Source organism: Ruegeria sp. CI5, assembly GCF_056536885.1.
In genome coordinates this window covers 1,232,563-1,246,953 of sequence record NZ_JBQFQN010000001.1, presented here as the reverse complement: position 1 = coordinate 1,246,953, position 14,391 = coordinate 1,232,563, and the positions used below count along the sequence as shown (strand labels likewise).

At 63.2% G+C, this 14,391-nt stretch carries 13 protein-coding genes; 7 read left to right on the top strand and 6 right to left on the bottom strand.

Annotation, left to right across the window (positions count from 1 at the left end; all coding sequences use genetic code 11):
* Nucleotides 1-18: 18 nt before the first annotated feature.
* From ACR0BA_RS06200 to ACR0BA_RS06190, 3 genes are read left to right on the top strand one after another with little or no spacing between them, the layout of a single operon-like run.
* Nucleotides 19-1,185, top strand: a complete 1,167-nt coding sequence (locus tag ACR0BA_RS06200; RefSeq protein WP_480726951.1) for a M20 aminoacylase family protein — start codon at nt 19-21, stop codon at nt 1,183-1,185.
* Between the two features lie 16 nt (nt 1,186-1,201).
* Nucleotides 1,202-2,365, top strand: a complete 1,164-nt coding sequence (locus ACR0BA_RS06195; protein WP_480726949.1) for a M20 aminoacylase family protein — start codon at nt 1,202-1,204, stop codon at nt 2,363-2,365.
* A gap of 25 nt (nt 2,366-2,390) precedes the next feature.
* Nucleotides 2,391-3,554, top strand: a complete 1,164-nt coding sequence (locus ACR0BA_RS06190; RefSeq protein WP_260065275.1) for a M20 aminoacylase family protein — start codon at nt 2,391-2,393, stop codon at nt 3,552-3,554.
* A 39-nt stretch (nt 3,555-3,593) separates the two neighbouring features.
* On the opposite strand, the gene ACR0BA_RS06185 is transcribed toward ACR0BA_RS06190, so the two are convergent.
* Complete coding sequence (locus ACR0BA_RS06185; RefSeq protein WP_260065276.1) at nt 3,594-4,904, bottom strand: 3-deoxy-D-manno-octulosonic acid transferase; 1,311 nt, start codon at nt 4,902-4,904, stop codon at nt 3,594-3,596.
* A gap of 1 nt (nt 4,905) precedes the next feature.
* Complete coding sequence (gene moaA / locus ACR0BA_RS06180; RefSeq protein ID WP_480726947.1) at nt 4,906-5,913, bottom strand: GTP 3',8-cyclase MoaA; 1,008 nt, start codon at nt 5,911-5,913, stop codon at nt 4,906-4,908.
* Between the two features lie 91 nt (nt 5,914-6,004).
* On the opposite strand from moaA, the gene ACR0BA_RS06175 reads away from it, so the two are divergent.
* Nucleotides 6,005-6,409: a hypothetical protein gene (locus ACR0BA_RS06175; RefSeq protein WP_480726945.1), complete on the top strand. Its 405-nt coding sequence runs from the start codon at nt 6,005-6,007 to the stop codon at nt 6,407-6,409.
* On the opposite strand, the gene ACR0BA_RS06170 is transcribed toward ACR0BA_RS06175, so the two are convergent.
* From ACR0BA_RS06170 to glmU, 3 genes are read right to left on the bottom strand one after another with little or no spacing between them, the layout of a single operon-like run.
* Nucleotides 6,397-7,083: a DNA alkylation repair protein gene (locus ACR0BA_RS06170; RefSeq protein WP_480726943.1), complete on the bottom strand. Its 687-nt coding sequence runs from the start codon at nt 7,081-7,083 to the stop codon at nt 6,397-6,399. The genes ACR0BA_RS06175 and ACR0BA_RS06170 overlap by 13 nt on opposite strands.
* 6 nt (nt 7,084-7,089) lie before the next feature.
* A complete protein-coding gene (gene glmS, locus ACR0BA_RS06165; RefSeq protein ID WP_480726942.1) occupies nt 7,090-8,913 on the bottom strand; it encodes a glutamine--fructose-6-phosphate transaminase (isomerizing) in 1,824 nt (607 codons plus the stop codon).
* A gap of 4 nt (nt 8,914-8,917) precedes the next feature.
* A complete protein-coding gene (gene glmU / locus ACR0BA_RS06160) occupies nt 8,918-10,270 on the bottom strand; it encodes a bifunctional UDP-N-acetylglucosamine diphosphorylase/glucosamine-1-phosphate N-acetyltransferase GlmU (protein WP_480726940.1) in 1,353 nt (450 codons plus the stop codon).
* Between the two features lie 133 nt (nt 10,271-10,403).
* On the opposite strand from glmU, the gene ACR0BA_RS06155 reads away from it, so the two are divergent.
* From ACR0BA_RS06155 to ACR0BA_RS06145, 3 genes are all read left to right on the top strand, one after another.
* Nucleotides 10,404-11,075 (top strand): HAD-IA family hydrolase, encoded by a 672-nt coding sequence (locus tag ACR0BA_RS06155; protein ID WP_480695938.1) that lies wholly within the window; start codon nt 10,404-10,406, stop codon nt 11,073-11,075.
* A 40-nt stretch (nt 11,076-11,115) separates the two neighbouring features.
* Nucleotides 11,116-12,306 carry a DegT/DnrJ/EryC1/StrS family aminotransferase gene (locus ACR0BA_RS06150; protein WP_480726938.1) on the top strand — a complete coding sequence of 397 codons (1,191 nt, stop codon included), beginning with the start codon at nt 11,116-11,118 and terminating at the stop codon, nt 12,304-12,306.
* 156 nt (nt 12,307-12,462) lie between these two features.
* Nucleotides 12,463-13,626, top strand: a complete 1,164-nt coding sequence (locus ACR0BA_RS06145; protein WP_170357332.1) for an isovaleryl-CoA dehydrogenase — start codon at nt 12,463-12,465, stop codon at nt 13,624-13,626.
* A 51-nt stretch (nt 13,627-13,677) separates the two neighbouring features.
* Here ACR0BA_RS06145 and ACR0BA_RS06140 read toward each other — a convergent pair whose 3' ends face one another.
* On the bottom strand, nt 13,678-14,283 hold the full coding sequence (locus tag ACR0BA_RS06140) for an OmpW/AlkL family protein (protein WP_170357333.1): 606 nt from the start codon (nt 14,281-14,283) through the stop codon (nt 13,678-13,680).
* Between the last annotated feature and the right edge of the window lie 108 nt (nt 14,284-14,391).

Here is a 14,391-nt window from a genome sequence, read left to right as displayed (position 1 = left end):
AAGCTCGGAGAGTTGAACATGCCGGTCAAAAACAGACTTGCTGAAATGCACGCCGAGATAACCAAGTGGCGGCGGCACCTGCATGCGCATCCCGAGTTGATGTACGACGTGCATGAAACCGCCGGCTTCGTTGTCGACCGACTCAAGGCGTTCGGTGTCGATGAAATCACGCCGGGTATAGGTAAAACCGGTGTCGTGGCCGTGATCCGAGGGCGGACGGACACGCAGGGGCGGGTGATCGGGTTGCGGGCCGACATGGATGCCTTGCCGATCAACGAGGCGACCGGACTGGACTATGCCTCGACCGTGCCGGGCAAGATGCATGCCTGCGGGCATGACGGGCACACCTCGATCTTGCTCGGCGCTGCGCAATATCTTGCCGAGACGCGCAATTTCGACGGAACGGTGGTTCTGATCTTTCAACCGGCCGAAGAAGGCGGAGCCGGCGGTCTGGCCATGTGCCGCGATGGGCTTATGGATCGATGGGGCATTCAGGAAATCTACGGCTTGCACAACATGCCCGGCCTGCCTGTCGGAGAGTTCGCAATCCGGCCCGGCGCGCTGCTGGCGTCGTCGGACGAGTTCGAGATTGTCGTGACCGGCAAAGGTGGCCACGCCGCCGCACCGCATGAAGCCATCGACACAACCTTGGTGGCATCGCATATCGTGGTTGCGCTGCAATCGGTTGTATCCCGCACCGTTGATCCAATCCGACGGGTGGTGCTGACGGTGGGGACGTTTGAAACTGACAGCGTCGCCTCGAACGTGATTGCGCACACGGTCCGGCTGCAGGGCACGGTTCGCACACTGGACCCGGAATACCGTGGCATCGCCGAGGAGCGCGTGCACCGGATCGCCGAAGACACAGCCTCGGCTTTTGGCGCCAAAGCCCGCGTGACCTGGACGCCCGGCTACCCGGTGACGGTGAACTCCGAGGCGGAAACGGCCTTCGCCGCCGAAGCCGCCGAGGCGGTGGCCGGCAAGGTCAATGACGCAACGGATCCGATCATGCCGTCGGAAGACTTCGCCTACATGCTTGAAGAACGGCCCGGAGCCTACATCTTCTTGGGGAACGGCGACACGGCCATGTGCCACCATCCCGAATACAATTTCGACGACCAGGCCATTCCTGCCGGATGCAGCTGGTTCGCCGAGCTTGTCGAACGACGAATGCCCATCGCCTGAAACAGGAAAGACAGTCATGCCGATCAAGAACCGTTTTGCCGAAATGCACCCCGAAATCACCGGTTGGCGGCGCGACATACATCAGCACCCCGAAATTCTCTACGATACCCATCGGACCAGCGCATTGGTTGCGGAAAAACTGAAAGAGTTCGGTTGCGACGATGTGGTGACCGGAATTGGCCGGACCGGGGTAGTCGGCGTGATCAAGGGCAGGACCGACACCCAAGGCCGCGTGATTGGTCTGCGGGCCGATATGGATGCGCTGCCAATGCACGAGCAGACGGGAGCGGAATATGCCTCCAAGACTGCGGGCGCCATGCATGCCTGTGGCCATGACGGTCACACTGCGATGGTTCTGGGCGCCGCCAAATATCTGGCCGAGACCCGAAACTTCGATGGGACCGCGATCGTGATCTTTCAACCGGCCGAAGAAGGCGGCAACGGTGCTGAAGCCATGTGCCAGGACGGTTTGATGGACCGCTTCGGCATCCAGGAAGTCTATGCGATGCACAACGTGCCGGGCCTGCCGACCGGGCAGTTTGCCATTCGCTCCGGGCCTCTGCTGGCGGCGGCGGACGAGTTCGACATCCATCTTGAAGGCCGCGGCGGTCATGCCGCCAAGCCGCAGGAAACCGTGGATACTACGGTCATGCTGTCGCAACTGATCGTGGCCCTGCAGACCATCGTTTCGCGCAACGCCGACCCGATCTTGCAGGCCGTTCTGTCGGTCACGGCGGTCGAGACCTCGTCGAATGCGTTCAACGTGATCCCGCAATCGGCCCGGCTGCGTGGCACCGTCCGCACCCATTCGAACGAGATGCGCGACCTGATCGAACAGCGACTGAATGAAGTTGTGCAAGGTGTCGCGGCGACCATGGGTGGCACCGCCACGGTGACCTACTCGCGCGGCGTTCCGGTCACGATCAACGCGGAAGAGCAGACCGGATATGCAGAATCCGCGGCAATTGCCGTTGGTGGCAGCTGTGCCGAAGCACCGATGGTGATGGGGGGCGAAGACTTCTCGTTCATGTTGCAGGAACGTCCCGGCGCCTTCATAGTCTTGGGAAATGGCGACAGCGCCGGGCTTCACCACCCCGAATACGATTTCAATGACGAGATCATTCCGATCGGATGCTCGTGGTTTGCAGAAATGGTCGAACGCCGGATGCCGGTGGCCTGAGATTTTTTAAGGAGAGAAGACGAAAATGCCAGTGAAGAACCGCTTTGCCGAATTGCAGGATGAAATCACCGCCTGGCGGCGTGATATTCACGAGAATCCTGAAATTCTGTTCGATACGCATCGCACCAGTGCGCTGGTTGCGGAAAAGCTGAGAGAATTCGGCTGCGACGAGGTGGTCACGGGGATTGGCCGCACCGGAGTTGTCGGGGTGATCAAGGGCAAGGCCGACACCAAGGGGAAGGTGATCGGATTGCGGGCGGATATGGACGCTTTGCCGATCCACGAGGCGACGGGGTTGGACTATGCTTCGAAAACGCCGGGTGCGATGCATGCCTGCGGCCATGACGGCCACACCGCCATGCTGCTGGGGGCGGCCAAATACCTGTCCGAAACGCGCAATTTCGACGGAACCGTCGTTGTTATCTTCCAGCCCGCCGAGGAGGGTGGCGGCGGCGGCCGCGAAATGTGCGAAGACAACCTGATGGAGCGTTGGGGCATTCAGGAAGTCTACGGAATGCACAATTGGCCCGGTAAGCCTGTGGGCAGCTTCTCGATCCGGCCGGGGGCGTTCTTCGCGGCGACTGACCAGTTCGATATCACGTTCGAAGGTCGTGGTGGTCATGCCGCCAAACCGCATGAAACCGTGGACACCACTGTCATGACTGCGCAGGCGGTTCTGGCGTTGCAGACCATCGCGTCGCGCAATGCCGATCCGATCGATCAGGTCGTTGTTTCGGTCACCTCGTTCGAGACCTCGTCGAAGGCGTTCAACGTGATCCCGCAGAAAGTGCAGATCAAGGGCACCGTGCGCACGATGAGCAAAGAGATGCGCGACCTTGCTGAGCAGCGCATCAACGAAATCTGCTCGGGCGTCGCCGCGACATTCGGCGGTACTGCCGATGTTAACTATATCCGGGGCTATCCGGTCATGATCAACAGCGACGAACAGACCGAGTTCGCCGCCGAGGTCGCCCGCTCGGTTTCGGGGGCCTGCGAGGAGGCGCCTTTGGTCATGGGCGGCGAGGATTTCGCCTACATGCTGGAAGAGCGCCCCGGCGCCTATATCCTGGTCGGCAATGGCGACACGGCGATGGTTCACCACCCGGAATACAATTTCAACGACGAGGCGATCCCTGCCGGGTGCAGCTGGTGGGCCGAGATCGTCGAACAGCGGATGCCCGCAGCCTGATACCGTGGCGGGGGCGCAGGCCCCCGCTGCTGCTTGCGGTCAGCGGCCTGCGTCCTCCAGACCCAGTTTGTCGCATAGCGTATCTACAACCGCATCCAGCGCCGATTTCTGGGTATTCACGCAGGACTGCGCCGCAGCTTGCGCCGCGGCCAGCGCCGATCTGTCCGACAGCCAGAGTTCGACCGCCTTGGCCAACTCGTAACCCGAGGACACTTCGACCGCGCCACCGCTATCCACCAGCGGGGCAAATGTCTCGGCAAAATTGTAGTAACCCGGCCCGGTGATCACCGCGGCCCCGGCCTGTGCGGGTTCGAACGGGTTGTGGCCGCCGATCTCTTTCAGCGACCCGCCCAGAAACACGATCTGGCACAGTGCGTACCAGGTGCCAGTTTCGCCCAATGTATCGGCCACGTAGACCTGCGTGTCGTCGGTGATCTGCTGCCCGGCGCTGCGCAGGGCGTGGCTTTGACCTGCGGCATCAATCAGGGCGCAGACCTCGTCCCGCCGTTCCGGGTGGCGGGGGATCAGCAGCAGCAGCAGGTCGGGCCAGCGGTTCAGCAATTCGGCATGGGCGGCCAGAACGGTCTCCTCCTCGCCCGCATGGGTCGAACTGGCGATCCAGACCGGCCGCGCGCCGATCTGCGCGCGAATATGCGACAACGTGTCTTGATCCACCGGCAGCGGATCGGACATGGCCTTGAGGTTGGTTCCGGGTTGCACCAGATCGGCGGGCGCGCCCATGACGATCAGGTTTGCGGCCGTGCGGTCGTTTTGCGTCAGGAACAGGCGGAACTGGCTCAGGACATAGCGGGCGGTGTCGGGGCGCTTCTTCCACCCGGCCACCGATTTCTCGGACAGGCGCGCGTTCAGCAGGGCCAGTGGTGTCCCACGCTGGGCGGTCTCGACGATCAGTCGTGGCCAGATCTCGCTTTCGACAAAGACGCCGGCATCGGGCCGCCAGTGATCCAGGAACCGCGCCACCGGGCCGGCGCTGTCCAGAGGGGGGTATTGGTGGCGGGTGCGCGGCGGCAGACGTTTTTCCACCAGCGCCGCCGAGGTCGGGGTGCCAGAGGTGATCAGAAACTGCGCATCCTCGATCCGTTCGCTCATGCGCCTGATAAGGCTCAGAACCGACAGGCTTTCGCCAACGCTGGCCGCATGGAACCAGATCAGCCGACCGTCGGGCCGGGGCTGGCTCGCATGGCCCAGCCGCTCGCGCTGACGGACCTCGGAAACACCCGCCGTCTGCAGCTTGGCGCGAACGGTGCGCCAGGCCAATGGCATGGCGATGGACGTCAACGCGCAGTACATACGGTACAGCGTCGTGGGTTGCCCCGACTGGTCTGCCATGTCAGCCGCCCGTGTGGCTCATGTGACGGCTCATCTGGCCATCGATCTTCTGGCGGGAATAGTCGAAATCATGGCCCTTGGGCTTGAGGGTAATCGCCGCGCGGATCGCCTGTTCCAGTGGCTCTTCACTGTTGGGGTGGTCGCGCAGAGGGGCGCGCAAGTCGGCCATGTCCTCTTGCCCCAGGCACATGTACAACTCGCCCGTGCAGGTCAGGCGTACCCGGTTGCAACTTTCACAGAAATTATGGCTGAGCGGCGTGATGAAGCCGATCTTCTGCCCGGTTTCCTCCAACCGGACATAGCGCGCCGGTCCGCCCGTGCGCTCGGCCAGATCGGTGACAGTATAGTGGTTTTCGTACTCGGCCCGCACGTCTTTCAGCGACCAGTACTGGTCCAGCCGGTCCTCGTTGCCGATGTCACCCATGGGCATGACCTCGATCCAGGTAAGGTCCATGTCGCGTTCGGCGCACCAGCGGGTGATCTTGGGCAGCTCTTCCTCGTTGAACCCTTTCAGGGCCACCGCGTTGATCTTGACGCGCAACCCGGCCTTCTGCGCGGCATCGATCCCGCCCAGGACCTGTTTCAAGCGACCCCAACGGGTGATCTGGGCGAATTTGTCCTCGTCCAGCGTGTCGAGCGAGACATTCACCCGCCGCACCCCGGCGGCATACAGGTCGTCGGCGAACCGGGCGAGTTGCGAGCCATTGGTGGTCAGCGTCAGCTCTTTCAGTTCGCCGCTGTCCAGATGCCGGGTCATCGAGTCGAAGAACCCCATGATCCCACGGCGCACAAGCGGCTCGCCCCCCGTGATGCGCAGCTTTTCCACGCCCAGCCGGATGAAGGTCGAGCACATCCGGTCCAGCTCCTCCAGCGTCAGCAGCTCTTTCTTGGGCAGAAAGGTCATGTTTTCGGACATGCAATAGACACAGCGGAAATCGCAGCGGTCCGTGACGGAGACGCGGAGATAGGTGATTGCGCGGGCAAACGGGTCGATCAGCGGAGCAGTCATGCCCAATAGGTAAAGTGCACGGTGCCTTGCGACAAGTCAGAACTGCGCTTGAGGGGTGGAACGCGGGCGCGGGCAGGGGTAGGCTGGTCGCATGCGATACCTGTTTGTTCTTTTTCCTGCGTTTCTGACCGGCTGTGATGCGGTGCGGCAAAGCCTTGATCGCGCCCCGGATGCGGAACCTGCGCAGACGACAGAAACCGCCGCTGCGACCGAAGAGGTGGAAGCAACGCCTGTTGCGGCCGTGAACACCGGATGGGCCGGCGCCAAGACAACGATTGCCGGACTGGGCGATCCGAACAAGCCCGGACGCTGGCTTGAAACGCCGTTGGTCGAAACTGAGATCAATGGCCGTGTGGTCGTGCCCAAGACGGGCGCGCAGGCCTATATCACACTTGTACCGGCGCCCTCAGGCGGCAGCCGCCTGTCGGTTGAGGCGATGCGTGCGCTATTGGTGCCGTTTGACGAACTGGTTGAACTGGACGTTTATTCTAACTGATCTTTCAGGTACTTGCCGGCCTCTTTGCGGGCAAAAGGCTTCATCGCGTGACCGTGCGCGGCCAGAAACGCCCGCACCCGGTCGGGGTCATGTTTGGACAGGTCGCGCAGCCACCAGGCCACCGCCTTCTGGATGAACCAGTCGCGATCAGGGACATAACCGGCGGCCCACCCTAGAATGCGGTCTCGGCGCTCAAGGTCTTCGGGCTTGGGGTGGTTCTGCTTGGTCCAGGGCAGGGTGGCGACCAGTGCCGCACGCCGGGTCCACATGTGATCCGAGGTGGTCCAGTTTTCGACCTGGTCCAGCCGCGACGGATCGGCCCACAGGCGCTTTTGCATGGCCATGCTGGCATGATCGGCCACCGCCCAGGCGTCGAAATCGGGCAGCCAGCTTTGCAGCAGGTCCCAAACCGCCTGATCGGGGCGGATGCGCGCCTGCGTCAGCAGCTTGGCGGCGGCCAGCCGCGCCTCGTGGATGTTGGTCTGCCACAGCTGATCGGCCAGCGCGACACGGGCGTCCACGTCCATCTGCTGCCGCCAGCTTTTGGTCAGATCATTCAGCACCGGGTTCGGTACACCAAGATAGGGACGATCGACCTTGTGATAGGCCGCCATCTGGGCGGCCCGGTCCAAGTCGGCATACGCCTTGATCTGGTCCAGAGGGCTGTCTGACATCGCGGCTTACTCGACCGTGACGGATTTCGCCAGGTTGCGCGGCTGGTCCACATCGGTCCCCTTGGCGACCGCCGTGTGATAGGCCAGCAGCTGCGCGGGTACCGAATACAGGATCGGCGCGACCGAGGCGTGGGCATGCGGCATTCGGATCGTGCTCCAGACCCCGTCCTGGGCCTCCGCGATCCCGTCGTCGTCCGAGACCAGAATGACCTTGCCCTTGCGCGCCATGACCTCTTGCATGTTCGACACGGTCTTGTCGAACACCGCATCGCGCGGGGCCATCACCACCACGGGCATGTGCTTGTCGATCAGGGCGATGGGGCCGTGCTTCAGCTCGCCCGAGGCATAACCTTCGGCGTGGATATAGCTGATTTCCTTGAGTTTCAGCGCGCCTTCGAGGGCCAGCGGGTACATCAGGCCGCGCCCCAGAAACAGAACGTCGCGTGCCTCGGACAGGCGCTGAGCGGATTTCCGGATCGCCTCCTCCTGGTCCAGCGCGGCGTTCAGCAGCGTTGGCAAGCCGCGCAGCGCGGCGGCGTGATCGGCCAGCGCGTCATCGTCCAGCGTGCCCCGGTCGGCCGCGGCCTTGAGCGCCAGCATCAGCAGAACGCTCAGCTGGCAGGTGAAGGCCTTGGTCGAGGCCACGCCGATCTCGACCCCGGCATGGATGGGCAGCGCCACGTCGCTTTCCCGCGCGATCGAGCTTTCGGGGACATTGACCACCGACACGATCTTGTCGGCCTTGCTCTCGCAATAGCGCAGCGCGGCCAGGGTGTCGGCGGTCTCGCCCGACTGGCTGACGAACAGGGCCAGCGTGCTGTCGGTGATCGGCGGTTCGCGATAGCGGAACTCGCTGGCGATATCGACCTCGACCGGCATCCGGGCCAGTTGCTCGAACCAGTATTTGGCGGTCAGGCAGGCATAGAAGGCCGTGCCGCAGGCCACCATGGTCAGGCGGTCCAGCTTGGAGAAATCAAGATCCGCGTCCGGCAGAACCACCCGGTCGCTGCCGGTGGGCAGGTACGAGCGGATCGCCTCGGCCACCACCACCGGCTGTTCGGCGATTTCCTTGGCCATGAAATGCTTGTGCCCGCCCTTGTCGGTCCGGGTCTGATCCAGCTGGATCTTGCGGATCTCGCGATTTGCGATCTCGCCCGCCTCGTTGCGGATCTCGACCGAAGTGCGGGTGACCACGGCGCGGTCGCCTTCTTCCAGATAGGTGATCCGGTCGGTCAGCGGCGCCAGTGCGATGGCGTCCGAGCCCACGAACATCTCGCCATCCCCGTGCCCGATGGCCAGCGGCGAGCCCTTGCGGGCGGCGACGATCAGGTCATCCTCGCCGTCGAACAGGAAGGCCAGCGCAAAGGCGCCTTGCAGCCGGTCGATGGTCTTGAAGGCGGCCTCGACCGGGCTCAGCCCCGATTTCATGTAGAATTCGGTCATCAACGCGACGGTTTCGGTGTCGGTCTCGGTCTGGAAATCGATTCCGTTCTCGGCCAGTTCGGCCCGCAGCTCGCGATAGTTTTCGACGATGCCGTTGTGGACCACGGCAACCGGTCCGGCCTGATGCGGGTGCGCGTTGCTGACCGAGGGTGCGCCATGGGTCGCCCACCGCGTATGCCCGATGCCCGACTTTCCGGGCAAGGGGTCATGCACCAGCAGGTCGCTGAGATTGACCAGCTTGCCTACCGCGCGCCGACGACCCAGCTTGCCGCCGTTTACGGTTGCGATGCCCGCGCTGTCATAGCCGCGGTATTCCAGCCGTTTCAGTGCTTCGACCAGAATGGGCGCCGCTTCGTGCTTGCCCAATACGCCAACAATTCCACACATTTACTCAGGCTCCCTTGTCCCGGCGTGCCTTTTTCGCCTTCAGCATCTCGAACAGCTTGCGGGCGTAGCCCGGCTTGTTTTCCTGTTTGGCGCGGCCCACCGCCAGGGCGTCGGGTTCGACGTCGCGGGTCACGATGGTGCCTGTGGCCGTCATCGCGCCGCTGCCCACGGTGACCGGGGCCACCAGCATGGTGTTCGAGCCGACAAAGACATTCTCGCCGATCACCGTGCGGTGCTTCATCACGCCATCATAGTTGCAGGTGATGGTGCCCGCGCCGATATTCGTGCCCGCGCCCACCGACGCATCGCCGATATAGCTAAGGTGATTGACCTTGGCGCCCTCGGCGATTTCGGCATTCTTGATCTCGACGAAATTGCCGATACGGGTGTTCTCGGCCAGTTCGGTCCCCGGGCGCAGCCGGGCATAGGGGCCGACCACGGCGCCTTGGCTGACATGGCAGCCCTCGAGGTGCGAAAACGCCCGGATCGTCGCGCCGCTTTCGACGGTGACACCGGGGCCGAAGACCACGTTGGGTTCGATCACCGTGTCTCGGCCGATCACCGTGTCGGCGGCCAGATAGACCGTCTCGGGGGCCATCAGGGTGACGCCCAGATCCAGCAGCTCGGCCCGGGCGCGGGCCTGGAACACGGCATCGGCCGCGGCCAGATCAGCGCGCGAGTTCACGCCCAGCGTCTGCGCTTCGTCGCACGAAACGGCAGTGACCTTCAGGCCGCGGTCGCGCGCGATCTGGACCACGTCGGTCAGGTAGTATTCGCCCGACGCGTTGTCGTTTCCGACCGCGTCGATCAGGTCGAACAGAGTGCCCGCGTCACAGGCCAGAAGTCCAGAATTGCAGAAGGTTATGGCGCGTTCTTCATCTGACGCATCCTTGAACTCGACGATCCGCTCCAGAGCATCGCCGTTCATCACCAAGCGGCCATACCGGGCCGGGTCGGTGGCCTCGAAGCCCAGGATAACCAGATCGTTGTCAGCCCGCGCGGCGATCATGCGCTCCAGCGTGTCAGGCTGCAGAAACGGGGTGTCGCCGTACAGAACGACCACGTCGCCGGTGAACCCGTCCAGGGCCTCGCGCGCCTGGGCGACGGCATGGGCGGTGCCCAGCTGTTGCTCCTGCACGACGATGCGGGCGTCTTCATCCTCGGCCTGCGCGACTTTGGCCACCGCCTGCGAGCCGTGGCCGGTGACGATGACCGTGCGTTCGGGTGCCAGAACCGACCCGGCGCGCATGGCGTGCACCAGCATCGGAACCTGGGCGATCGGGTGCAGAACCTTTGGGATATCCGAATTCATCCGGGTGCCTTTTCCGGCGGCAAGGATGACAAGGGCAGTGCTCATGAATGCGTTTTCTCTTTTGTTTTGTCGCGGTCCGTTTTATCCGCTGAGGGCAAAGGCGCAAGCCGTTCGGCCATCAAACAAGATTGCCGTTTGCAACACGACATGGCGGAAAACTGCCGAGCAAGGAGACAGAATGCGCACGGTCATCTTCGATCTGGACGGGACTTTGGCCGATACGTCGGGCGATCTGCTGGCGGCGGCCAACCATTGTTTCCGGCAGATGGGGCATGGCGACGTGCTGGTGCACGGGCAGGATGCGGCGGTGGCTTTGCGCGGCGGGCGGATGATGCTGACCCACGGGCTGAAACGCGTGGGCGCCTATGACGAAGAGACCGTGAACGCCTATTACCCGGTCCTGCTCGAGGCCTATGGGCAGGCGATCGACACCCACACCACCTTCTATCCCGGCGCGCTGCAGGCGGTCGAGGCGCTGAAGGCCGCCGGATACGGTGTCGGCATCTGCACCAACAAGCCCGAGGCGCTGGCCGAGCTGCTGATGACGCGGCTGGGAGCGCGGGCGTTGTTCGGCTCGTTGGTGGGGGCGGACACGCTGCCGGTGCGCAAGCCCGACCCCGCGCCGCTGCGCGAAGCGGCGCGCCGGGCCGGTGGGCATCCCGACCACTGCATTCTGGTAGGCGACTCGGATACCGACCGTAACACGGCCCGGGCCGCAGGGGTGCCTTCGATCCTTGTGACCTTCGGCCCGTCCGGTGATGACATGGCCGCACTGCAGCCCGATGCGCTGCTGCACCATTTCGACGATCTGCCCGCAATCGTTGCCGAGCTTGTGGGCGCGGCGGCCTGATCTCTTGACCCGCGCTGCGACTGGCCCCACAAACGACGCCATGACTGAGCGATTTTCAGGCAGTTTCACCCAGCAGGAGCCGATCCCCGACGCGGCGATCGAGGCGGCGCTGGCTGTTCTGCGTCACGGGCGGTTGCACCGCTACAACGTGGCCCCCGGAGAGCTGAGCGAAACCGCCCTGTTGGAACAGGAATTTGCCGCGCAGATGGGTGCGAAATACTGTCTGGCCGTGTCGTCGGGCGGCTATGCGCTGGCCACGGCCTTGCGTGCCGTGGGTGTCCAGCCGGGAGATGCGGTTCTGACCAACGCCTTCACGCTGGCCCCGGTGCCGGGGGCGATCGCCTCGGTCAATGCGCGCCCGGTTTTCGTGGGCGTGACCGAGGGGCTGACCATCGATCTGGACGATCTGGCGGCCAAGATGGACCGCGCCAAGGTTCTGATGCTCAGCCACATGCGCGGGCATCTGTGTGACATGGACCGGTTGATGCAGATGTGCGACGCCGCCGGGGTGACGGTGATCGAGGATTGCGCCCACACGATGGGCGCCGCCTGGCGCGGACAGTTGTCCGGCCGTCAGGGGGCGATCGGCTGCTATTCCTGCCAGACCTACAAACATGTGAACTCGGGCGAGGGTGGCCTGTTGATCACCGATGACGAAATGCTGGCGGCCAAAGCCACGATGCTGTCGGGCTCGTACATGCTGTACGAACGCCACCTTGCGGTGCCGAGTCCCGAGGTGTTCGAGCGGATCAAGTACACCACGCCAAACGTGTCGGGGCGGATGGACAATCTGCGCGCGGCGATCCTGCGCCCCCAGTTGCGCGAGTTGGATCGGCAGGTGCGGCGCTGGAACGAACGCTATGCCGAGATTGAGGCGGGCCTGCGCGGCACGCCCGGCCTGACCATCGTCGAGCGGCCTGCCGAGGAGAGCTATGTCGGCTCGTCGATCCAGTTCCTTCTGCTGGATTGGGCGCAGGACAGGATTACCGAGGTTCTGCGACGCTGCGCCGATCGCGGAGTCGAGTTGAAGTGGTTCGGCGGGGCCGAGCCGACCGGGTTCACCTCGCGCTATGACAGCTGGCGCTATGCCGAGTCGGAACGGATGCCCGAGACCGACCGGATTCTGCGCGGGATCATCGACATGCGCGTTCCGTTGACCTTCTCACTGGACGATTGCCGCCTGATTGCCGGCATCATCCGCGCCGAGGTCGGCGCCGTTTTCCAACAGTAATTCAATCGAGTGCGCCATGCGGCGCACGCTCGAACACTGCAAAAGCCGCCCGAGGGCGGCTTTTTCATTTGGGTCACGCGATGATTGACCGCGCGGGGAAAGGTCTGTATCAGTTTATTGAACACCTGTTCATTAACGCGAAAGAGGAGAGCGCGGATGTTCACGGCGACAATGCAATTCGATCTGGGTGAGGATGTGAACGCGCTGCGCGAGATGGTGCACCGCTGGGCGCAGGAGCGGGTCAAGCCGATGGCGGCCGGGATCGACAAGACCAACGCCTTTCCCAACGAGCTGTGGAAGGAAATGGGTGAACTCGGTCTGCTGGGCGTAACCGTTCCCGAACAGTATGGCGGCGCCGAAATGACCTATCTGGCGCATACGATCGCGGTTGAAGAAATCGCACGCGCCTCGGCATCGGTGGCGCTGTCCTACGGGGCGCATTCCAACCTATGCGTCAACCAGATCAAGCTGAACGGCACTGAAGAACAGAAGCAGAAATACCTGCCGCGCCTGATTTCGGGCGAACACGTAGGTGCCCTGGCAATGTCGGAACCCGGAGCGGGGTCGGATGTTGTGTCGATGAAACTGCGGGCGGAAAAGCGCAACGACCATTACCGCCTGAACGGCAACAAATACTGGATCACCAACGGGCCGGATGCCGATACGCTGGTCGTCTATGCCAAGACCGACCCCGAGGCCGGGTCCAAGGGCATCACGGCCTTCCTGATCGAGAAAGAGATGAAAGGGTTCTCGACCTCGCCCCATTTCGACAAGCTGGGTATGCGCGGTTCGAACACGGCCGAGCTGATCTTCGAAGATGTCGAGGTGCCTTTCGAGAACGTGCTGGGCGAAGAAGGCAAGGGCGTTGCGGTTCTGATGTCGGGCCTCGACTATGAGCGCGTGGTTCTGGCCGGGATTGGCACCGGCATTATGGCTGCCTGCCTGGACGAGATCATGCCCTATCTGGCCGAGCGCAAGCAGTTCGGCAAACCGATCGGAACCTTCCAGCTGATGCAGGGCAAGATCGCCGACATGTACACCGCGATGAATTCGGCCCGGGCGTATGTCTACGAGGTCGCCAAGGCCTGTGATCGGGGCGACGTTACCCGGCAGGATGCGGCGGCGTGCTGTCTCTATGCGTCCGAGCAGGCGATGGTGCAGGCGCATCAGGCGGTTCAGGCCATGGGCGGGGCCGGGTTCCTGGCGGATGCGCCGGTCAGCCGGATCTTCCGCGATGCCAAGCTGATGGAGATCGGCGCGGGCACCAGCGAGATCCGCCGGATGCTGATCGGCCGCGAATTGATGAACGAAATGCTCTGAAGAAAAACGCCTCGCCGACGAGGTCACGGCGAGGCGTATCCGATCGAAGGATCAGAAGCGATGGACGTAGGACACGCCAACCAGCCACGGATCGATCTCGGCCTTGCCGATGTCGGCTCCGTTGAGGGTGACGTCCGAGTCGATGTCGAACCAGCGGACGTTCAGGCGAACCGCGCCCTTGTCCGTGACCATGTAGTCCAGGCCGGCCTGCAGCGACACGCCGAACGAGTCGTCGACCTTCAGATCGCCCAGCGGCGATTCCTCGTCAAAGAACACGGTGTAGTTCAAACCGGCGCCCACATAGGGTTTCCAAGCGCTGCTGGTTGCAAAGTGGTAGTTCAGCGACAGTGTGGGCGGCAGGTGCTTGACGCTGCCCGCGTCGACACTTCCGCCCAGCGTGATGTCATGGCTGAACGGCGTTGCGGCCAAAAGCTCGATGCCCAGATTGTCACGAATGAAATACTCGGCGGTGAAGATCGGGCGGGTGTCCGAGTCGACGTCGGCGCTGAAGCCGGCGAGGGATCCGTTGTCGGATTTCGGGTCGAGGTAGCCGATACCGACACCAACGGTCCAGTCTCCCTGAGACTGGGCGAATGCGGGGGCCGAAACAGCGGCCAACGCGGTGGAAAGGGTGAGGATGGCGAGTTTGCTGGTCATGTTCTTGCCTTTGGTTTTGTGTGCAAGCCGACCATGCCTGCAGGACGGGGCGGCCACTCTGATCTGCATCAAGTTTCGTTGATGTTCGATATTCAATTTGGCGCGGCA

What these genes read in the sequence shown, in the direction of transcription:
- ACR0BA_RS06200 (WP_480726951.1), top strand. Translation starts at nt 19, where the DNA reads ATGCCGGTCAAAAACAGACTTGCTGAAATGCACGCCGAGATAACCAAG.
- ACR0BA_RS06195 (WP_480726949.1), top strand. Translation starts at nt 1,202, where the DNA reads ATGCCGATCAAGAACCGTTTTGCCGAAATGCACCCCGAAATCACCGGT.
- ACR0BA_RS06190 (WP_260065275.1), top strand. Translation starts at nt 2,391, where the DNA reads ATGCCAGTGAAGAACCGCTTTGCCGAATTGCAGGATGAAATCACCGCC.
- ACR0BA_RS06185 (WP_260065276.1), bottom strand. Translation starts at nt 4,904, where the DNA reads ATGGCAGACCAGTCGGGGCAACCCACGACGCTGTACCGTATGTACTGC.
- moaA (WP_480726947.1), bottom strand. Translation starts at nt 5,913, where the DNA reads ATGACTGCTCCGCTGATCGACCCGTTTGCCCGCGCAATCACCTATCTC.
- ACR0BA_RS06175 (WP_480726945.1), top strand. Translation starts at nt 6,005, where the DNA reads ATGCGATACCTGTTTGTTCTTTTTCCTGCGTTTCTGACCGGCTGTGAT.
- ACR0BA_RS06170 (WP_480726943.1), bottom strand. Translation starts at nt 7,083, where the DNA reads ATGTCAGACAGCCCTCTGGACCAGATCAAGGCGTATGCCGACTTGGAC.
- glmS (WP_480726942.1), bottom strand. Translation starts at nt 8,913, where the DNA reads ATGTGTGGAATTGTTGGCGTATTGGGCAAGCACGAAGCGGCGCCCATT.
- glmU (WP_480726940.1), bottom strand. Translation starts at nt 10,270, where the DNA reads ATGAGCACTGCCCTTGTCATCCTTGCCGCCGGAAAAGGCACCCGGATG.
- ACR0BA_RS06155 (WP_480695938.1), top strand. Translation starts at nt 10,404, where the DNA reads ATGCGCACGGTCATCTTCGATCTGGACGGGACTTTGGCCGATACGTCG.
- ACR0BA_RS06150 (WP_480726938.1), top strand. Translation starts at nt 11,116, where the DNA reads ATGACTGAGCGATTTTCAGGCAGTTTCACCCAGCAGGAGCCGATCCCC.
- ACR0BA_RS06145 (WP_170357332.1), top strand. Translation starts at nt 12,463, where the DNA reads ATGTTCACGGCGACAATGCAATTCGATCTGGGTGAGGATGTGAACGCG.
- ACR0BA_RS06140 (WP_170357333.1), bottom strand. Translation starts at nt 14,283, where the DNA reads ATGACCAGCAAACTCGCCATCCTCACCCTTTCCACCGCGTTGGCCGCT.